At 48.0% G+C, this 20804-nt stretch carries 22 protein-coding genes; 4 read left to right on the forward strand and 18 right to left on the reverse strand.

Annotated features, from left to right (window positions below):
* Window positions 1–4 precede the first annotated feature (4 nt).
* Genes kdsB through Q4488_RS03725 form a run of 6 tightly spaced genes read right to left on the reverse strand, consistent with a single transcriptional unit; the run spans window position 5 to window position 5420 of the window.
* Window positions 5–769: a 3-deoxy-manno-octulosonate cytidylyltransferase gene (gene kdsB, locus Q4488_RS03700; RefSeq protein ID WP_303579113.1), complete on the reverse strand. Its 765-nt coding sequence runs from the start codon at window positions 767–769 to the stop codon at window positions 5–7.
* A 5-nt stretch (window positions 770–774) separates the two neighbouring features.
* Window positions 775–960 carry a Trm112 family protein gene (locus Q4488_RS03705; RefSeq protein ID WP_303579114.1) on the reverse strand — a complete coding sequence of 62 codons (186 nt, stop codon included), beginning with the start codon at window positions 958–960 and terminating at the stop codon, window positions 775–777.
* A 51-nt stretch (window positions 961–1011) separates the two neighbouring features.
* Window positions 1012–2007: a tetraacyldisaccharide 4'-kinase gene (gene lpxK, locus Q4488_RS03710; RefSeq protein ID WP_303579115.1), complete on the reverse strand. Its 996-nt coding sequence runs from the start codon at window positions 2005–2007 to the stop codon at window positions 1012–1014.
* A gap of 2 nt (window positions 2008–2009) precedes the next feature.
* The gene (locus Q4488_RS03715; protein WP_303579223.1) at window positions 2010–2429 is read right to left on the reverse strand and encodes a biopolymer transporter ExbD; all 420 of its coding nucleotides are present in this window, start codon (window positions 2427–2429) and stop codon (window positions 2010–2012) included.
* 12 nt (window positions 2430–2441) lie between these two features.
* Window positions 2442–3062 carry a MotA/TolQ/ExbB proton channel family protein gene (locus tag Q4488_RS03720; RefSeq protein WP_303579224.1) on the reverse strand — a complete coding sequence of 207 codons (621 nt, stop codon included), beginning with the start codon at window positions 3060–3062 and terminating at the stop codon, window positions 2442–2444.
* Window positions 3063–3122: 60 nt separating this feature from the next.
* A complete protein-coding gene (locus Q4488_RS03725; protein WP_303579116.1) occupies window positions 3123–5420 on the reverse strand; it encodes a DNA internalization-related competence protein ComEC/Rec2 in 2298 nt (765 codons plus the stop codon).
* Between the two features lie 104 nt (window positions 5421–5524).
* On the opposite strand from Q4488_RS03725, the gene Q4488_RS03730 reads away from it, so the two are divergent.
* Entirely contained in the window at window positions 5525–6160 is a 636-nt protein-coding gene (locus Q4488_RS03730) for a DUF2062 domain-containing protein (protein WP_303579117.1), read from the forward strand.
* A 44-nt stretch (window positions 6161–6204) separates the two neighbouring features.
* Here Q4488_RS03730 and lolD read toward each other — a convergent pair whose 3' ends face one another.
* Window positions 6205–6891, reverse strand: coding sequence for a lipoprotein-releasing ABC transporter ATP-binding protein LolD (lolD, locus tag Q4488_RS03735; RefSeq protein ID WP_303579118.1), 687 nt, complete (start codon window positions 6889–6891; stop codon window positions 6205–6207).
* Window positions 6884–8128 carry a lipoprotein-releasing ABC transporter permease subunit gene (locus Q4488_RS03740; protein ID WP_303579119.1) on the reverse strand — a complete coding sequence of 415 codons (1245 nt, stop codon included), beginning with the start codon at window positions 8126–8128 and terminating at the stop codon, window positions 6884–6886. The genes lolD and Q4488_RS03740 overlap by 8 nt, the downstream gene beginning before the upstream one ends.
* 98 nt (window positions 8129–8226) lie before the next feature.
* Between Q4488_RS03740 and Q4488_RS03745 the strand changes: the two genes are divergently transcribed.
* From Q4488_RS03745 to Q4488_RS03755, 3 genes are read left to right on the forward strand one after another with little or no spacing between them, the layout of a single operon-like run.
* The gene (locus Q4488_RS03745) at window positions 8227–8793 is read left to right on the forward strand and encodes a PilZ domain-containing protein (RefSeq protein WP_303579120.1); all 567 of its coding nucleotides are present in this window, start codon (window positions 8227–8229) and stop codon (window positions 8791–8793) included.
* Window positions 8786–9634 (forward strand): DNA replication terminus site-binding protein, encoded by an 849-nt coding sequence (locus Q4488_RS03750; protein ID WP_303579121.1) that lies wholly within the window; start codon window positions 8786–8788, stop codon window positions 9632–9634. Before Q4488_RS03745 ends, Q4488_RS03750 begins: the two co-directional genes overlap by 8 nt.
* 8 nt (window positions 9635–9642) lie before the next feature.
* Window positions 9643–9975 (forward strand): hypothetical protein, encoded by a 333-nt coding sequence (locus tag Q4488_RS03755; protein ID WP_303579122.1) that lies wholly within the window; start codon window positions 9643–9645, stop codon window positions 9973–9975.
* A gap of 349 nt (window positions 9976–10324) precedes the next feature.
* Here Q4488_RS03755 and sthA read toward each other — a convergent pair whose 3' ends face one another.
* The 10 genes from sthA to Q4488_RS03805 form a co-directional block, all read right to left on the reverse strand.
* Window positions 10325–11725 carry a Si-specific NAD(P)(+) transhydrogenase gene (sthA, locus tag Q4488_RS03760; protein WP_303579123.1) on the reverse strand — a complete coding sequence of 467 codons (1401 nt, stop codon included), beginning with the start codon at window positions 11723–11725 and terminating at the stop codon, window positions 10325–10327.
* A 119-nt stretch (window positions 11726–11844) separates the two neighbouring features.
* Window positions 11845–12084 carry a (Na+)-NQR maturation NqrM gene (gene nqrM / locus Q4488_RS03765; protein WP_303579124.1) on the reverse strand — a complete coding sequence of 80 codons (240 nt, stop codon included), beginning with the start codon at window positions 12082–12084 and terminating at the stop codon, window positions 11845–11847.
* Window positions 12085–12093: 9 nt separating this feature from the next.
* Window positions 12094–13128 carry an FAD:protein FMN transferase gene (locus Q4488_RS03770; protein ID WP_303579125.1) on the reverse strand — a complete coding sequence of 345 codons (1035 nt, stop codon included), beginning with the start codon at window positions 13126–13128 and terminating at the stop codon, window positions 12094–12096.
* 7 nt (window positions 13129–13135) lie between these two features.
* The gene (nqrF, locus tag Q4488_RS03775) at window positions 13136–14362 is read right to left on the reverse strand and encodes an NADH:ubiquinone reductase (Na(+)-transporting) subunit F (RefSeq protein ID WP_303579126.1); all 1227 of its coding nucleotides are present in this window, start codon (window positions 14360–14362) and stop codon (window positions 13136–13138) included.
* A 37-nt stretch (window positions 14363–14399) separates the two neighbouring features.
* Complete coding sequence (nqrE, locus tag Q4488_RS03780; protein ID WP_303579127.1) at window positions 14400–15008, reverse strand: NADH:ubiquinone reductase (Na(+)-transporting) subunit E; 609 nt, start codon at window positions 15006–15008, stop codon at window positions 14400–14402.
* Complete coding sequence (locus Q4488_RS03785) at window positions 15008–15667, reverse strand: NADH:ubiquinone reductase (Na(+)-transporting) subunit D (protein WP_303579128.1); 660 nt, start codon at window positions 15665–15667, stop codon at window positions 15008–15010. The genes nqrE and Q4488_RS03785 overlap by 1 nt, the downstream gene beginning before the upstream one ends.
* Window positions 15668–15670: 3 nt before the next feature.
* Complete coding sequence (locus Q4488_RS03790; RefSeq protein WP_303579129.1) at window positions 15671–16459, reverse strand: Na(+)-translocating NADH-quinone reductase subunit C; 789 nt, start codon at window positions 16457–16459, stop codon at window positions 15671–15673.
* Complete coding sequence (locus Q4488_RS03795; RefSeq protein ID WP_303579130.1) at window positions 16446–17657, reverse strand: NADH:ubiquinone reductase (Na(+)-transporting) subunit B; 1212 nt, start codon at window positions 17655–17657, stop codon at window positions 16446–16448. The genes Q4488_RS03790 and Q4488_RS03795 overlap by 14 nt, the downstream gene beginning before the upstream one ends.
* Window positions 17658–17659: 2 nt before the next feature.
* Entirely contained in the window at window positions 17660–18997 is a 1338-nt protein-coding gene (locus Q4488_RS03800; protein WP_303579131.1) for a Na(+)-translocating NADH-quinone reductase subunit A, read from the reverse strand.
* A 325-nt stretch (window positions 18998–19322) separates the two neighbouring features.
* Window positions 19323–20759, reverse strand: a complete 1437-nt coding sequence (locus Q4488_RS03805; RefSeq protein WP_303579132.1) for a glyceraldehyde-3-phosphate dehydrogenase — start codon at window positions 20757–20759, stop codon at window positions 19323–19325.
* Window positions 20760–20804: the final 45 nt, after the last annotated feature.

A 20804-nucleotide genomic window follows, 5' to 3' on the forward strand; every position in this document is an offset into this window, starting at 1 on the left:
CTAATTAGCTTTCAAAAAGATGGCGAATCCGTTCAAGATCTTCAGGGGTATCGACACCGGCAGGCGGCAGTTCATCCGCCTCTTCGACATGGATAATGGCGCCATTCCACATCGCCCGTAACTGCTCAAGACATTCTGTCTCTTCAACTGGTGCGGGGGACCACTGAACAAAATCATTTAGCAATTTAACTCGGTAGGCATAAATACCAATATGACGCTGAAAGTTAACGCCTTCAGGCATCACTTGCTGACTCGCCGCCGTCTTAAAGGCATCGCGCGGCCATGGTATCGGCGCACGACTAAAATACATTGCACGTCCCTGATTATCCGCGACAACCTTGACAACATTGGGATTATAAACCGATTCAATATCATTGATAGGTTCACACAAGGTTGCAATACTCGCCTCAGGTACCGCACTGAGATTATGCGCCACCTGATTAATAATGCGGGGCGGAATCAAAGGCTCATCCCCCTGCACGTTGACAACAATATCATCGGCATAGAAACCAAGCGAGTGAACCACCTCTTGTAAACGATCGGTACCGGACAGGTGCGCGGCAGACGTCATACAGACTTCTGCACCAAAACCAATCGCCATATCGGCGATACGCTGATCATCTGTGGCGATAATAATCCGCTGCGCCTCACTTTGAATCGCGCGTTCGTAAACATGCTGAATCATCGGCTTACCGGCGATATCGGCTAACGGTTTACCTGGAAAACGAGAAGACCCAAAGCGCGCGGGTATAACAACAGAAAAAGCCATAATAGCTACTTCTCCAAACGCTCATCGGTGGTCAAAGTACGTGCTTCACTTTCAAGCATCACCGGAATATCATCACGGATAGGATACGCCAAACCCGAGCTACGGCAGATCAATTCGTTTGTTTCTTTATTCCATTCAACCGGTGCCTTAGATACCGGGCAAACTAAGATATCCAATAATTTTTTATCCATCGTCAGTGCCTCTGTATAAAATACATTAATCTATGCCATTTATCGCCAATACTACGGCCTCAGCATCGTTTCGAGTGAGGCAGAAAACCCCTCATCCATTTTCGCATTCACCTGCAAATACCAAGCGTTATCGAGTGCAATATGATCGCACTTTACGGCATCTTTTTCAGTCATTATCAGTGGCAACTGCTGCGCAAAGGCAAAATCATTAGCGCTGTAGTGATGATGATCAGCAAACGATCTAAGCCGCGGCTCAAAACCCAAATTTTCTAACGTACGCGCAAAACGGGCCGGATTACCAATGGCGGCAACCGCATTAATCTGTGACGAATCGCACCAATCTTCTGGATTAACATGAACGTGAGACTTTAAGGCGACTAACCGATTCGGCTGCAAGTTCATTTGAAACGCTTTCTTTGCATGAGAGGCACTCAACACTCGCTTAGGTGAGGCGCCATTAACCACAATCAGATCGACCTCATTCAATCGACTAACGGGCTCACGCAACGGGCCTTCGGGTAAGCAACGACGATTACCAAACCCTCTTGCGCCATCAATCACAGCGATCTCGATTGTGCGATTCAATGCATAGTGTTGCAAACCATCATCGCTGATAATCAGATCACACGACGTCTGAGCTAATAAAAACTTCGCGGCGGCGACTCGATCGGCTGATATCACCAGCGGCACTCCCGTGCGCCGAACAATCATCAACGGTTCATCACCGGCTTCTGCGGCGGAGGCCTCGGCGGTTACTAAATAAGGTATTGAGGGCGGTGAGGCACGATAACCCCGGCTAATCACACCCGGTGTATAACCCTGTCGTCGCAGGTGATCGACCAACCAAATAACCAAAGGTGATTTGCCAGTCCCTCCGACAGAGATATTCCCCACTACAATAATCGGCACTGACGCGGTCCAACTCGGCTTCGAACCATCACGGTATTGCTGTCGGCGTCGAGCCGCCAAATAACAAAACAACCAGGATAACGGCCGCAAAAGTTTGAGCCAACGATCCCCCTTATACCAGGCCTGTTCGAGCCCCATCGCTAACTTCCAGCCGGCTGCAGCGTCGTAATACTCAGGCCACTAAAACCTAGCTGCCCAGCCACATCCATCACTGTCACAACTGACTGATGCGGTGTTTTTGCATCGGCCGAGATAACAAAGGGAAGCTGTCGATTATCACCCGCTTGATCAACAATCGCCCGCCGTAGAGTTTCTGGCTGACTGTTGAGCAAGTGTTGTCCATTCACCGTATAGCCCCCTTCAACCCCGATCAGCACTTCCAATGTTTCGGCTTGAGTTTCAACCGCTTCCCCCTCTGCTTCAGGCAAACTGATTTGCAAATGGGTTTCATTGGTAAACGTGGTCGACACCATAAAAAAGATTAGCAGCAGAAATACGACATCAATTAAGGGGGTCAGATTGACGGAAACCTCTTCCGTCTGTTTTCGTCTAAACTTCAATCGACTCATTGGCTACTCGAAATCTACTTCGCGGTCGCCATGCACGACCTCAACCAGTTTTTGACACTCTTGCTCCATATCCATCAAGAGTGTCTCAATGCGGCGCTGAAAGTAACGATGAAACACCAGCGCCGGAATCGCGATAGACAAACCGGCAGCCGTGGTAATGAGCGCTTCCGATATACCGCCCGCTAAGACATTGGCATTACCCGTTCCCTGCAGCATGATTTCAGCAAAAACTTTAATCATGCCAATAACGGTGCCCAATAAGCCGAGCAACGGCGCGATCGCGGCAATGGTGCCCAATGAGTTAAGAAATCGCTCCATCTGATGCATCACATGCTGAGCCGCTTCCTGAATACTCTCCTTCATAATCTCACGACCGTGAGTGGAGTTATTCAAGCCGGCGACCATGATCTGTCCCAGAAAACTCTCATTACGAAGTTGCAACAGACGCTCAGGGGTCATTTCACCATTACGCACTAACAACCACACTTCTGATAAAAGATTAGCTGGCGCAACACGTTTGCGCTGCAACACCCAAAAACGCTCTAGACAGATAGCCAGAGCTATAATAGAACAGGCGATAATTGGTAGCATTAACCAACCACCAGATTGAATCAATTCAAACACCAGAATTCCTCCTTCGGACGGATCCATACTTTAGCATAGAGTCTAACGCCAGTGTAGTGATTAACCCGCTGTCCAGTAACGCTTTTTCTGCTGTCGATAGGATTCAGTCAAACAACCGTTCGGTGTACTCTCAAGCAATAGCGCGCCGGCTGCTGCGGTATTCAACCCAGGTAACTGTAAAGCATGCATTCGCTTTAACACTTCAGCTGCCGGATGGCCATATGGATTATCAAAGCCGGCACTGAACAATACCCAATCGGGGTGCAATGTACGCAACCACTCAGTCGAGCTGGAAAATCGACTGCCATGATGCGCAGCGACTAACCAGTCGACCGCCAACTGCGGATATTCAGTCAGAATCTGTCGTTCAACATTACTTTCAATATCCCCCGGAATCAGTAACGCACATTGCTCAGATTGCACCAACAAAACACAGGAGCGATTATTCTCATTCACAACCCCTAAGCGGGTGGGATGTATATAGCTGAAACGAACGCCGTTCCATTGCCAATGCGTGCCCGCAACACAAGGCCGAGCCGATAACGTGCGCTGCAATTCAGGACTTCCGGAATCAAGTGCCGCAATATCCAGACTGCCCTGCAAGGTCACATAACCACCGGCATGATCATTATCTTTATGGCTCAGAATTAATCGATCGAGCCGCGTAATCTGCCGACTTTTGAGTAACGGCACTAAGCTAAAGCGTGCTACACCGCGTCCCTTATATGCCGCACCACTATCGAAGACTAAGGCCTTCTCTGATGTTTCAATCAACACCGACAATCCCTGACCGATATCAACTACCGTAGCACGAAAGCGTCCCTCTTTGACGCGATCCTGCGCCGGAAAAATTAATGCTAATAACAAACATAAACCGAAAAAACCCATCCCACTCCAACGAGGTAAAATCAACAAGGCTGCGGCCAGTACGCCCAATAGAACCACTAGCACACCGGGATCACCCGTTAATATTCCCCAGGATTCAGGGGGTATACAAAGTTGCAGCAGAAACCAAAAACCATCCGTTAAACCATCGAGCAGAGCGACACCGGGAAACGGGACAAACACACATAGCAGCAGTCCTAGCATCACTCCAGGCAGCAGCACAAACGTCAATAATGGAATGGCAACAAGATTGATCAGCGGGGCAATCAAAGCAACCTGTCCAAGCCACAGCAACAACAGTGGTAACAAACCCAAAAACACCGCCCATTGAGTCGCCAACAGTGCTACTACCTTGCCCTTAGCGTCACCATCGAGCGTCAATAAGAGCGCTGCCACCGCCATAAAAGACAGCCAAAAACCAGGCTGATAAACACTCAATGGCTGCATCAACACAACCAGCACCATGGCTAATTTATATCGCTGCCAAACACCTATATGTCGATTAAAAAGCACCGGTAACAACATCGCTAACGCCATGATCAATGCGCGCTGCGTCGGAATACTAAAGCCAGCCAGTAAAGCATAACCCGATGCCAACAATAAAGCCGGCAGAATACGGTAAAGCCGAATATCAATGGAGCCGCGCCCAAACAAACCGCAGGCCACTTGTAAAAACCACCCCAAGCCATAACCTAACAAACAAGCAATACCAATATGCAGGCCGCTAATAACAACGAGGTGAACCGTCCCCGTTTGTCTTAAAACCTGCCATTGTTCATCCTGCAAAGCATGTTTATCACCCAGCACCAACGCCCGAACCGTGGCTTCGGTTCGCGCAGTTAACGACAACCCCGTCAGCCATTGTGATAACTGATAGCGCCAATAGGCTATTCGGTATGCGCCGGTTTCTTCGGGTGTGCGCAGTAGCTGCGCCGTCTTAACATAGCCACGCGCATTGACCTGATCGGCAAACAAACGTGTTTCATAATCGCTACTTCCCGGATTCATTAAGCCTCTAGGGGGCTTAAGCCTAACCAAAAACGACCACTGCTGACCCGGTATCACCTCCTGATCGGCTTTATACCAACTGAGTAGTAGATGTTTTAAATCGGCATTATTTAACGCAGGGGAATAGTGATCTACAGCAAATCTAAATCGACTCACGCCGGGTAAAGACTCAGGTAATTGACTAACACTGCCAACAACCGTCAACGTCTGTGCACTCATGTTCAAGGGCATACGCTGATTCAGATTGATATAGCCCCAAGCCGAGGCATACAACACGCCCAAAATAACACCGACGCTATGATAGCGTATATCGACACTGATTCGCGGTGCCACTCGAGCCAAACAAGCAGCCCGATAACCGATCAACAAAACGATTAACAAAAGTGTCAGCAACACCAGCATCCAATAAGGAAGCAGCTGCGGCAGCCAAGCTACTAACATCACTCCAAGCGCTATACTAATCATCCTTGATTACCAGTTGGCTTAATGGTTTGAAGGAGGCATAATTAGCCCCCCATCAGCTAACTATAAGTTCCATCCTGATGCCGCGCAAACTTATAAAAAAATTTATGCCAGATGAGCGTAAGCTCAAATCCAACCGTTACCTTAGTTGGCTGGGTAGCCACATACACGATCCAAACCTCTGGCATCTGACTCGTACATCAGTCAGTCGGGCGTTTTTTGTCGGGCTCTTCTGCGCCTTCATTCCCTTACCATCGCAGATGCTGATGGCGGCGCTGGCGTCTCTGTTCGTGCGGAGTAATCTGCCGATTTCCGTTAGCCTTGTATGGCTAACCAACCCACTCACCATTCCTCCAATGTTCTACTTTGCCTACTGGATCGGCACCCAGATCATTGGTGTCGATATGATGGCGATCGATTTTGAGGTCAGCCTTGAATGGCTGAAAGCCGAGCTAGATCACATCTGGCTGCCTTTACTGGTAGGCTCATTGATCTGCAGCCTTGTTAGCGGCACCTTAGGATATTTACTCATGCAGCGCTTTTGGGTCTGGCATGTGAATAAAAGCTGGCGCAACCGCAAGGGCGGTCGATTCGCTCGGCGCAAAGCGAAAGCCGAGCCAAGTAGCAGCGATGACAAAACATCGCCTGAGCCTCAAACAGATAAACCCCGCCCGCCAGCACAACAGCGTTCGAATAAAACCGACCCCGATAAGCCCCCTTCAGATAGCAAAAAGCCGGAATAAATTCCGGCTTTTTTGACATTAGCAGACTCAATACTCAAGCATAATTACAGTGTAATAGGCTGCAGCAATCCATCTTTTAACTCGACTACCCGCCCCTGTTTTTGCGCCAATTCATGATCATGAGTCACCACTACAAATGATATACCAAACTCATCATTAAGCTTATTCATCAACCCCTGCACCTCTTGCCCGGTGTAACGATCCAGATTACCGGTTGGCTCATCCATCAACACACAGGCAGGGTTCGTTACCAATGCTCGCGCGATGGCAACCCGTTGACGCTCGCCACCACTGAGCATGGCAGGCTTATGCTCCAGCCGATGGGAGAGCCCGACCGCCTTAAGTATCTCCGCCGCCTGTTCGCGCACCACGCTGATGGCCTCACCGCGAATCAATAACGGCATCGCAACATTTTCCAGCGCGGTAAACTCCGGCAGTAAATGATGAAACTGATAGACGAATCCCAAAGAACGATTACGTAGCTTAGCTCTCGCCTGCTCACTAATCTCAAACAGCGATTGATCATCAACACGTACATCACCGGAGCTTGGCAGATCCAAGCCTCCTAACATATTCAGCAAGGTACTTTTACCCGACCCCGAACTACCAACGATGGCCAACGTTTCACCACGCTCAACCGCTAGTTCAACACCGCGTAACACCTCAACGGCGATATCAGCGTCACCATATTGCTTTTTCAGGTCAACACACTGCAGCACCAGATTACTCATAACGTAACGCCTCTGCCGGTTGTGTGCGGGATGCTCGCCAAGCAGGATAAATGGTTGCCAAAAAACTAATACCCAAGGCAACCGTTATAATCACGAATACATCGTCCAATTGCAGTTGTGAGGGTAAATAGCTAATGAAATAAACATCGGCACTGAGAAACTGAATACCGAAAGCTTGTTCGACCCAGGCGATCAAATCGGTGACCGTCAGCGCTAAAATAATGCCAAGGACAGAGCCTAGTAACGTGCCCATCACTCCAATCACTGTCCCCTGCACCATAAAGATACGCATAATACAGCCTGGCGTTGCCCCTAGGGTTCGCAGAATGGCAATATCACCTTTCTTATCCGTCACGACCATCACCAGCGTTGAAACAATATTAAACGCGGCGACAAAGACGATTAAAAACAGTAACAAACCGATCATTTTCTTTTCTAACTGTATCGCCTGAAAGAGATTCCCGTGAGTCCGTGTCCAATCACTGGTGCGATAAAATCCACCTAGCTCGGCAACAATCTGCTTAATGCCTGCGGGCGCGGCAAATAAATCCTCAAACTGCAAACGAAGCCCATCAACACCGCTATCCATACGTTTAATACGCGCCGCATCCGCCATATGAATATACGCGAGACTGGCATCTAGCTCGGCGCCCACTTCAAATAAGCCGACCACCGTAAACCGCTTTAATCGAGGAATAACGCCCGCAACACTGATCGATGCCTCGGGCAAAACTAAGGTGACCTTATCGCCGATATTGACGCCCAATGAACGCGCCAATAGAGCCCCCAGGACGATACCATATTCTTTCGCTTGCAGAGCCTCTAAGCTACCCGCAGTAATATGGTCTTCCAAGATAGATATTTTGGCTTCCAACTCGGGCTCAATACCATTGATCAACACGCCGCGAACAACGCCGCGATTGGTCAGCATGCCTTGCGCCTGAATATAAGGAGCGCTGCCGACAATACCGTCCTGATGACTAACTTGCTCAGCAATCACTTGCCAATTATCGAGCGGTTTACCATAGTCAGAAAGCGTACCATGCGGCACCATACCTAAAATACGCTGTTTCAATTCCCGATCGAAGCCATTCATAACCGAGAGTACGACAATCAGCGCGGCGACACCCAGCATCAGCCCCAGCATGGAGACCAGCGAGATAAAAGAGATAAAATTATTGTTCCGTTTGGCTGCGGTGTAACGCAAGCCAACGTACAGAGAGAATGGAGTAAACATGGCTGAGGATTAAATCACAGACCGATGAAATTCTCTAACAAAATCAGAATAATATTCGCTATACTGAACGGAAATGACAAAATAATGGAGACAGTATTTTGAATCAGGAACGACGTCAATATTTCCGCATTAACGGCAAAGTCGCGGTTGATTATAAAATCATCAGTGAAGATGAAATGAAACACGGGCGTCTACCGACTCAATTTCAGGTATCTCCCTTCTTTTTACTGCTCAATCAGTTGCAAGCGTATAACAACGATAGCAGTTATCATCTGCGTAAGATTGCGCAAAAAGAACCCGCGATCGCCACCTATCTAGAGTTGATGAATGATAAGATCGATGCGATCGCACATGCGGTCGCTAAAAGTGATGTCGATTTTGATAATCTATCTTCTCAGGAGATTAACCTCAGCGAAGGCGGCATGTCATTTAATAGCCAAGCAGCGATTGAATTGAATAGCTATCTCGCCCTCAAAGTCGTCTTTGAAGAAACCCATAGCGGCCTACTGCTTTACGGTCAGGTACTCTATTGCAGCGAGAAAGGAGACGATGGACAGTACAAAATTGGTATAGAGTTTAGTGATATGCCCGAAAGCAGCCGTATGATTGTAGCGCGCTATATTCTTAACAGCCAAACCCGTGCCCGTCAGCAGACTCATGAGTGACATCAGTGCCGTTGAATTAATTGATAGTCTGAATCGCCTGCAACAAGCGCTAGTCAACTTTTCACAACATCTCAATAGCAGTAGCCAACCCTTCTGGCTACCAGGGCCCAACGCCACTAATTTATCTCAAGCCGCCAGCCTCTACACCGACATATGGTATCGAGATGGACAGGATGGTCGAACCACCGTTAGTCAGCACGGCCTCATCGGCGGCACAGCTGCGCTGATCGATGCCACCGTGCAACTGAATCGCGCCAAAGCCGAGTTTCAAACACTGGCGATCCACTATCGCTTGAGCCAGTCGACCGATACATTAGAAGCTCTGCAGCACAGAAGTAAAAAAATCGCTGATCTATTACATCGTCACGGCGCAGCCAGAATTCATCTAAAACAATGCTACCGACAGATACCCGTGTTACGACGTTGCCCAAGCAAAATCGGCTTCAGCTGGTATACCAGCGGGCGTAGCATTCGCAAACTCACCCCCCAGGAAGCAGAACAAAAACTTTTACAAATGGATATCAGCCAACCCCATATACAGCAACAACTTCAAGCCGTTGGCAACCTGCGCCCAGACGATCGACTGGCTCAGATTCAAACTCAAGTACCGGTTATGCGCGCTAATATAAGTTGGAAAGATCAACACAGCACCTTACGCAAAGCGCAGAATACCTCGCTACCGATTATTATCGCCATGGACAGTGAAAATCCACACCTGCCTGCGTATAATGAGCCACCGCTGACTCCTCCTGAGGCACGCAGCAGACTTAAACGTAGCGATCTCAAAATCGATCCGCATGCTTTTTTGCCCAGCCTCAGAGCCCACCGATATTTGGGATAATCTATTCAATGACCGATAACACTAAACCGCAGACGAACCACGCATCACGACCACACAATAAAATTCTTCACCATATAGCCACGGCGTGCGGATTACTGTTTTTAGTCGGCTATTACCTATTAATCGACAAGAGTGGTCTGTACGACTGGGTTACTGCGCAACTGCCGGCAAAATATGCCGGCTCAGGACTCATGCTGGGTATTATGATCGGCATGACGCCAGGCTTCTTCATCTGGAAATACTATAACCGCTGGATAGAGAAAAAACTCGGCGTGTCCGGCAAATACTATGAAGATGGTTTTTATAAAGATCCACCAAAAGCTAGCGATAAACACCGTTGAATCAGAGCTGCAACGCTACGACTATTCACAGTTGATCTTACAATAGCCCCTCAACCTCGTTGATGGGCAAGCGTTACCCCTTCTCTCACACCGTTAACATAGATATCGGACTATCCTTAAACGGTTAACCGCTTGTTGACGTTGTTTCACGCGCGTTTTTTTGGCAGTTTAATGCGACTGACAGTGACGAACAATAGTGAGGTATGCTGCAGTAAGCCCGTTACCATCATCGATGCCAACGACTGAGAGAGATAAGAAGGCTCTCCCGATTGGCTTGACCACCTAAGGAAGCAAGGAGAACCCCGTTATTAAACCGCCTCAATGACGGTTTTTGAAATACCAATTAATCTCAAAGATTCGAAATACGATTTAAACCCGCAATCGCCGCCACTCGGTAAGCTTCAGCCATTGTTGGATAGTTAAACGTGGTATTAACGAAATAGTTAATGCTATTCGCCTCACCCTTTTGATTCATAATCGCCTGACCAATGTGCACGATCTCAGAAGCCTGATCGCCAAAACAGTGGATTCCTAAGATCGCTAAAGTCTCTCGGTTAAAGAGAATTTTTAGCATGCCCACCGGCTCACCGGAAATCTGCGCCCGCGCCGTATCTTTAAAGAAAGCCTGACCCACTTCATAAGGCACACACTCATCGGTCAACTGCTCTTCGGTTTTACCAATTGAGCTGATTTCGGGAATGGTATAAATCCCCGTTGGCACGTCATTGATATAGCGGAAATCATCCGCATTCAACATATCCGAGGAGGCTGCACGCCCCTGATCCAACGCCGCCGATGCCAGCGCCGGCCAACCGATAACATCACCACAGGCATAAATACCTTCAGCCTTGGTGCGGTAATGCTCATCAACCTCAATCTGACCACGACCGTTCGCTTCAAGGCCAATATTTTCCAGCTTCAAGGTATCGGTATTACCGCTACGGCCATTACACCAAAGGAATGCATCCGCGCGGATCATTTTGCCCGATTTGAGCGTTAGGGTAACACCACGCTCATCGGCGACTACCGTCTCATACACTTCGTTATGACGGATTTTAACCGCGTTATTACGTAGGTGATAACTGAGAGAGTCTGAAATTTCAGCATCCAAAAACGATAATAGGCGATCCATTGAATCAATCAGATCGACTTTGACACCTAAGCCACTGAAGATAGAAGCATATTCAGAACCGATAACACCCGCACCATAGATAATCAATGTGCGCGGCGTATGACTCAGGGTCAATACGGTATCGCTGTTATAAATACGCGGATGCTTAAAGTCGATATTATCCGGTTTATACGGCCGAGAACCGGTCGCAATAATAATGTTTTTGGCCCGCAGTGTCTCATCACCTTTCACCGTACCCGAAACCAAAACAGTATTTTGATCAACAAATTCCGCCAGACCGAAAAAAAGATCGATACGATTGCGAGCGTAAAAGTTAGTCCGCATCATGACTTGATTAGAGATAACCTTCTCAGCACGATTAAGTACTTTAGGAAAAGAAAACCAGCGCGGCTCGCCAATATCGCGAAACATGGGGTTGGTATTAAACTCTATAATCTGCTTTACAGAGTGACGCAGTGCTTTAGATGGGATCGTGCCTTTATGAGTGCAATTACCACCCACAGAATTTTGAGTCTCAATAACAGCAACACGACGCCCCTTCTTTGCCGCGTTCATCGCAGCACCTTCTCCCGCGGGACCCGATCCAATTACAATGACATCGTAGTCATAAACAGCCATTACCTTCCCCTGTTATCAGCTAACTTTTCTATATTTATTAAGATTGAAACCAAACTAGGACTAGATGCATCCATCTATAGATAAAAACACCTAGCAGAAATACTCAACTAGAGACTCAATTAACGTTCAGATTTGGCATCGTACGCCAACGCCAATAGCTCTTCCTTACGGCTCTGCTTATCCTGCTCTTCTTCACACTTGCTTGGGTTACCGCCACAAATAGAGCACTCTTGATCGATACCAACGGCGGCCAGACCACCACAAGAACCCGCGATAGGCTTACGACCCATTAATACGCCGACCGACATGCCCGCCACCACCATTAACAACACGATAAACGTCAAAATCATAGTACTCATAATATCTCCTCATTCCACCAAGTAGTCGCTAAAACCCGGTGTCATTATTTCTCTAAAACCTATATCAGACTTGATGATCATTAGCGCTTCAACACCCTGCTGCTCGGCATACGCTTCGGCCTTTTCTGGCCCCAAGACCATCATCGCGGTTGCCAAACCATCAGCCGTCGCACAATCACGCGCTAATACTGTGACTGACGCGAGCTTATGGCTAATCGGCTTACCGGTAACAGGATTAAGCGTATGAGAAAAACGCACGCCGTTTTCCTCAAAATAATTCCGGTAATCACCGGACGTGGCAATACCAACATTATTCACTTTTATTATCCGCTGAACAACACGCTCAGCGGTAACAGGGGCTTCGACGGCTATTTTCCAATGACTACCATCGGGTTTGTTACCTTTGGCGCGCAATTCACCACCGATTTCAACGAGATAAGCACTAACACCCGCCGTCTCAAGTAACTCAGCCACTTGATCAACCCCATACCCTTTAGCGATAGCAGACAGATCAATATAAACATCCCGATCACGGGTCAATTGCCGTTCTGTTAGCGTTAAATGATGATAACCGACTCGCTGACGTAACGCCTGAATATCGGCGGCATCAGGCGCCTTAATAATACGCCCCTCTGGACCAAAGCCCCACAGATTAACCAAGGGTCCAACGGTCACATCAAATGCTCCGTCAGATGTATGACTAATCTCTAAAGCCTGTTGTAAAACTTGCGTCAAACCCTCAGACAACATCACCGACTCACCGGCCGGCATCTGATTGATGCGACTCAACTCTGAATCATTCTGATAGGTAGACATACTGTGATTGATATCGATCAACAGCTGATCGATTTTTGCGGGTAATGTTGCATCGAGCGATGCATCCGCAGAGACCCACTTGATTGTAAACGTCGTCCCCATTGTTGAGCCTTGATGACTAACAATCTGAGGCTGCCGACTGCATCCTGCCAATAAGGCGAACACAAACAAAGCGGCCAGCAGCAACGCTGCTGGCCGTTTAATACTACATTTGGTGATATCTGACATCTACTCTTTAGCCACCAAAGTCATCGAGGAAGATGTTTTCACGCTCAACACCCAAATCAACCAACATTTGGATTACAGCAGCGTTCATCATCGGTGGCCCACACATGTAATACTCACAATCTTCAGGTGCATCATGATCCTTCAGATAGTTTTCATACAACACATTATGAATGAAACCGGTTTTACCTTCCCAATTATCTTCAGGCTGCGGATCAGACAGTGCTAGGTGCCAGTTAAAGTTTTCATTTTCTTCCTGAAGCTTATCGTACTCTTCGTTGTAGAAGCATTCTCGTAGCGAGCGTGCACCATACCAGAAAGAGATCTTACGCTTAGAGTGCAAACGCTTCAGCTGATCAAAGATATGCGAGCGCATAGGCGCCATACCTGCACCACCACCGATGAAGACCATTTCATTATCGGTTTCTTTGGCAAAGAACTCACCAAATGGCCCATAAACAGAAATTTTATCACCCGGCTTTAAGCTGAACACATACGAAGACATCTTGCCTGGAGGCACATCAGTCCCCGGTGGCGGAGAAGCGATGCGGATGTTGAATTTAACCACACCACGCTCTTCTGGATAGTTTGCCATGGAGTAAGCCCGGATAGTGGTTTCATCCACCTTCGAGACAAAGCGCCATTGATCAAACTTATCCCAATCACCTCGGTATTCCTCTTCAACATCGAAATCCTTGTAATGGACTTCATGCGGAGGACATTCAAGCTGCACATAACCACCGGCGCGGAAGTCTACATTCTCACCCTCAGGTAAACGCAGTGTTAGCTCTTTAATGAACGTCGCTACGTTAGGGTTAGACTCAACCGTACACTCCCACTTCTTGACACCGAAGATCTCTTCTTCGAGTTCAATTTTCAGGTCTTGCTTAACAGCCACCTGACATGACAAGCGCCAGCCTTCTTTCGCTTCGCGCATGGTGAAGTGCGATTCTTCGGTTGGCAGCATAGAACCACCGCCTTCCAACACCTGACACTTACACTGAGCGCAAGTACCACCACCACCGCAAGCTGAAGGTACGAAGATACCGACATTAGACAGTGTTTGTAGCAGCTTATCACCGGCAGGCACCGTAATGCTCTTATCCGGATCATCATTAATGGAGATCGTCACATCCCCACTGCTTACTAATTTAGAACGGGCTGCCAGAATTACCGCGACCAGTGCAAGCACCACTGCGGTAAACATGACAACGCCGAGAACGATTTCTGCATTCATTAGCTTAATCCTTCTTTAGTTGATCATGCGACAGCAATTACAGCTGCACGCCGGAAAAAGACATGAAACCCAGAGACATCAAACCAACAGTAATGAAGGTGATACCTAGGCCACGCAAACCTTCTGGCACGTCGCTGTATTTAAGTTTTTCACGAATACCGGCCAGCGTAGCAATTGCCAACGCCCAACCAACACCCGCACCCGTACCATAAACAACCGACTCACCGAAAGTATAGTCACGCTCGACCATGAACAGTGCAGCACCCATGATGGCACAGTTCACAGTAATCAGCGGCAGGAATACACCCAACGCGTTGTACAGTGCTGGCACATACTTATCGAGGAACATCTCAAGAATCTGCACAATCGCTGCGATAACGCCGATATAAGAGATATAACCCAAAAAGCTGAGATCAACTTCAGGGTAACCGGCCCAAGCCAGTGCTCCTTCTCGCAGCAACAGATTATAGATCAGGTTATTGATGGGGGTGGTAATCGCCAATACAACGATAACCGCAATACCCAAACCAATCGCTGTCTGAACCTTCTTTGAGATTGCCAGAAAGGTGCACATACCCAAGAAGAAGGCCAGCGCCATGTTTTCAACAAAGATCGCCTTAACCGCAAGGCTGATATACTGTTCCATTACACAGCCTCCTTCTGAGTGTTCTTAGCCAACACAAACTCTGGCGCTTCGACCTGATCTTTCTTAAAGGTACGCACTAACCAAATGAAGATGCCGATAATAAAGAACGCGCTCGGTGGCAACAGCAGTAAGCCGTTAGCCTGATACCATCCACCATCAGTAATCAACGGTAATACTTCAATACCGAACAACTTACCCGCACCGAGTAGCTCACGAATAAAGCCGACAAACAGCAGGACAACACCGTAGCCTAAGCCATTACCGATACCATCCAAGAAAGAGATCCCTGGTGGGTTCTTCATAGCGAAGGCTTCAGCACGACCCATTACAATACAGTTGGTAATGATCAAACCAACAAACACTGATAGCTGCTTAGAAATTTCATAAGCATAAGCTTTCAGAATCTGATCGACCACAATAACCAATGAGGCGATGATGGCCATCTGACAAATGATCCGAATACTACCGGGTATCTGATTACGAATAATCGAGATGAACATGTTGGAAAAGGCGGTAACGACCGTTACAGCCAATGCCATGACACACGCAGTACCTAGGTTTGATGTTACCGCCAGTGCGGAACAAATACCCAGAATCTGCAGCCCAATCGGGTTGTTGTTAAAAATAGGTCCTAATAGGACATCCTTAACTTGAGACATGATTTACGCCCCCCCTGCTTTCAGATTTGATAGAAATGGTGCATAACCATTCTCACCCATCCAGAAATGAACCAGGTTAGTCACACCACGGCTAGTTAGCGTCGCACCGGAAAGACCATCAATCTGATACTTCGCATTCGCAGAAGCTGGATCGACATTGCCTTTAATCAGCCCTAACGCTGGCGTCATAGAGTCGTCGCGATATACCTGCTTACCCGGCCATAGCGCTTTCCAGTTCGGGTTATCAACTTCACCACCCAATCCTGGCGTTTCTGCATGAGAGTAGAAGCCTAAACCAACCACGGTGTTGAGATCGGACTCCAGCGCGAGAAAGCCATACAGCGTCGACCAGAGACCATAACCGTGCACCGGCAGAATCATCTTATCGAAGCCCTCAGGCGTATCGCTTTTCACCAGATACACAGGCATCACTTTCGCCTGCACCTTGATCGAAGCCGTATCGATATCGCGACTCAATTGAATCCCAGTATCCGCTTCTTTCGCCGCTTTAGTCGCATCATAGCGTGCTGGATCGGCGATATCTGTGTATTTACCGCTACGCAGATCAACAAAACGCTTTTCGATAAGCTCATCGAATAACGCCTGTACATCCTTACCGGCAGTCGATATCCCAGCCGCAGCCAGAATATTGGTTTGTCGGTCCAGGTTTTTATTGGCAACCTGCTTTGGTTTCAATAGCACCGCTGCTGCAGATACAACCACAGAGCAGACCACGCACAACAAAACAGCCACGGTAAGTGTTCTACCGATAGAATCTTTACTTGCTGACATGTCGCATCGCCCTCCGTTTGATGTTCGCCTGCACGACAAAGTTATCGATCAGTGGTGCAAACAGATTACCGAACAGAATTGCTAACATCATTCCCTCTGGGAACGCTGGGTTAACAACACGGATCAGCACAACCATCACCCCAATCAAAGCACCGAAGTACCACTTACCTGTATTGGTCATAGACGCTGATATCGGATCGGTTGCCATAAAGAACATACCGAACGCGAAGCCACCCAGCACCATATGCCAGTAAAATGGTAGCGAAAACATGGCATTGGTCTCAGAACCAATCAGATTCAATAGCGTAGCCATCACGGTCATTCCTAAGAACACACCCGCAACGATTCGCCATGCAGCCACCTTAGCAAACAACAAGACTAAGCCACCCAATGCAATCGCCAAGGTTGATACCTCACCGACAGAACCTTGAATGTTACCTATAAAGGCATCAAACCAAGTGATGTTTTGTGCCAGGATCGCATCAACGCCACCGGCCGCAGCCAGCCCTAACGGAGTCGCCCCAGAGAAGCCATCAACCGCAGTCCATATTGCATCGCCTGACATCTGCGCAGGGTAAGCAAAGAACAGGAACGCACGACCAGTCAATGCCGGGTTAAGGAAGTTTTTACCGGTTCCACCGAAGACTTCCTTACCAATGACCACACCGAAGGTAATACCGAGCGCCACCTGCCACAACGGAATCGTTGGCGGCAAAATCAGGGCAAACAGTATCGATGTTACAAAGAAACCTTCGTTAACTTCATGACCACGCTTCATGGCAAACAAGACTTCCCAGAAACCACCGACAACGAAGGTTGTCAGGTAGATCGGCAGCCAATACATTGCACCGTGAATGATGTTATCCCACAGACTATCGGGATTAAAACCGGTAAATAGTGCCGCTAGACCACCCTGCCAGCTTGATGGTTCAGTGATACCCATCGCTGCCATGGCAGTATTCGCCTGAAAACCGACATTATACAAACCGAAAAAGACGGCGGGAAAAGTACACATCCAGACCAGGATCATGATGCGCTTCAGATCAACTGCATCACGCACGTGAGCAGCCGATTTAGTCACATGACCCGGAGTATAAAAAATAGTATCCGCTGCTTCATATAGCGCATACCAATTTTCATATTTGCCGCCTTTATGGAAATGCGGCTCCATTTTATCGAGAATATTTCGTAAGCTCATGATCAGGCCTCTTTCTCTATACGCGCCAAATTGGAGCGAAGGATCTGGCCATATTCATACTTGCCAGGGCAGGCAAATGTGCATAGCGCGAGGTCTTCTTCGTCAAGCTCAAGACAACCCAGCTCCATCGCATGAACAACATCACCCGTGACCAGAGCACGCAATAACTGCGTAGGAAGAATATCCAATGGCATCAGTCCTTCGAACTGACCCACAGGCACCATGGCTCGCTCAGAACCATTTGTCGTGGTGCTGAAGTTAAACTTCTTAGACCGATTAAATGCAGAAGCAAACAAGTTCAGCACAGAGAACTTATTCGTACCGGGTACAATCCAGCCAAACAGTTCACGCTGATCACCCTCTTCCAGCACCGATACCTGAGTTGCATAGCGCGTCAGATAACCCAACGGCCCAGCCGCATGACGGCCATTCCAAACCGAACCACTGATGACTCGATTATGTGACCCTTCAGTACGGCCCGCCAGTAGCTCATCAAGATTTGCCCCCATACGGGTACGCAGCAACGTTGGCTTACTCACCTGAGGACCACCAACGGCTACCACACGATCGGTGTAAAGTTCACCGGTGGTAAACAGCTGACCAAAGGCAATCACATCTTGATAGCCGATTGTCCACACGGTTTTAGCCGCCGAGACAGGATCCAAGAAATGGATATGAGTCCCTGCGTTACCCGCTGGATGCACCCCAGCGAACTCTTCAACCGTCACACCCTCAGCCGTGGGTAAATCGGCACCCGCCGCTTTACACAAAAACACCTTACCCTCAGTCAGACGAGTCAACACGGTCAAACCGTTGATGAACGCCTGCTTCTGCTCGGCAACCACAACTTCAGGATTGGCTGCCAGAGGATTAGTATCTATCGCTGTCACAAAGATCGATGCAGGCTGCGTGCCTGGCACTGGAACTTTGCTATATGGACGTGTCCGCAATGCAGTCCAAGCACCCGATTTAACCAGGTTCTCCTGCACTTGTTCAGCCGTCAGTGACGACAACTGAGCGGGTTCATATTTTGCGAATTGCTCCGCTTCGTTGCCATCAATTTCAACAACAACCGATTGCAGAACACGTCTATCACCACGGTTGATCTCTTTAATCACACCCGCAGCTGGTGCTGTAAAATCAACACCTTCCGTTTTCTTATCGGAAAAGATCACTTGACCGAGTTTTACTCGATCTCCCACCTTGACCCGCATCGTAGGCTTCATGCCTGGATAATCGAAGCCGATCACGGCGACAGACTTAACCTCAACAGCTGCCGAAACAGTCTGTTCTGGTGCGCCTGCTATAGGTAGATCCAGACCCTGTTTGATCTTGATCATCCGCCTCACCCAATCTCTATTATAATTTTTCAGGGTCCCATCCTGCAGAGCACTATGCCTCCGACTCTGCAACACTGTCCCCTGATGTCGCAAACCAAAGCAATAACCCTACAACGGACGGGGCAACCCCAACCTAAAAACCGGTTAAGTATAAAGATCAGCAGGTAATTTTTCTACAAGAGCGACCATTAAAGCGTCCTTTTAGGTCGTTATTAGCAAAACAATTGCAGAACTTTATAATATAACCATATAACAAAAAAGAATATAAATAAAAAATCGATAAAAAACCGCCTGTTAGAGCGGTTTTTATTAACCTAAAGTTGCATTACACCTTTGCTTTAGGGAACGCCGGCAATGTGCACTTCGCCATACGCTGCGCCATACGAATCACCTGACTGCTATAACCGAATTCATTGTCATACCAAACATACAACACACAACGGTTACCTTCAGCAATCGTCGCCAACGCATCAACCACACCCGCTGCACGTGAGCCGACGAAATCAGATGACACCGCCTCAGGTGAGTTACTATAATCGATCTGCTTCTGCAGTGGCGAATGTAACGCCATATCGCGCAGATAAGCGTTCAACTCTTCTTTATCCGTCGCCGTATCCAAGTTCAGATTTAGAATGGCCATCGATACATTCGGTGTAGGCACACGGATAGCATTACCCGTCAACTTACCTTCCAACTGCGGCAGTGCTTTAGATACTGCTTTCGCCGCACCGGTTTCGGTAATAACCATATTAAGACCGGCCGCACGACCACGACGATCGCCTTTATGATAGTTATCAATCAGGTTCTGATCATTAGTATAGGCATGCACGGTTTCAACATGACCATTCGTCACGCCATACTTAGCATCAATCGCTTTCAACACAGGCGAGATAGCATTGGTAGTACAAGAAGCCGCCGATAGAATCTTATCGCTGTCTTCGATATCACCATGGTTAACACCCATGACAATATTTTTAATACCTTTACCGGGCGCCGTCAGAGCAACCTTAGCAACCCCTTTTGATTTCAGATGCAGCGATAAGCCGGCTTCATCACGCCAGATACCAGTGTTATCCAATACCAATGCGTTATCGATACCGTACTGTGTGTAATCAACCTGATCAGGACCATCAGAATAAATAACCTTGATCAGGTTACCGTTCGCGATGATCGCTTGTTCTTCTTGATCAACCTGAATCGTGCCACGGAAAGACCCGTGAACAGAATCACGACGGAGCAAGCTAGCACGCTTTTCCAGATCGTTAGCCGCTTTACCTTTACGCACAACAATCGCCCGTAAACGCAGAGACTGACCGCCACCAGTACGCTCAATCAATAACCGTGCTAACAAGCGACCGATACGACCAAAACCGTACAACACGACATCAGTAGGTTCAGACGCTTCACCATCAATTGCCGGAGCAAGCTCTGTCGCTAAAAAGTTTTCAATGGATTCACCATTGGTTTGTTCACGGAATTTAACGGCTAATTTACCGATATCCACGTGGGCACGTTTAACATCGATATTATCCAACGCTTTCAATACAGGATAGGTGTCATAAACTGACAATTCCTGCTCTTCAAGCTGACGTACAAAGCGATGTGCTTTGATCACATCGATAACAGAACGCTTAACAATAAGACGACCATACACAGACGTCTCAACATGCTTGTCACGATACAGACGCCCAACGAGAGGGATCATCTCTTCAGCTAATGCTTCGCGACCTTTCCAGTCAGCTAACACTTTATCTTGGCTCACGGCTCACTCCAAAAAGGTAGTAGTCTTAATAGCAGTCAATTTTGC

Origin of the sequence: Amphritea sp. 1_MG-2023, from assembly GCF_030547545.1 — a bacterium.
In the GTDB taxonomy this organism is placed as follows: domain Bacteria; phylum Pseudomonadota; class Gammaproteobacteria; order Pseudomonadales; family Balneatricaceae; genus Amphritea.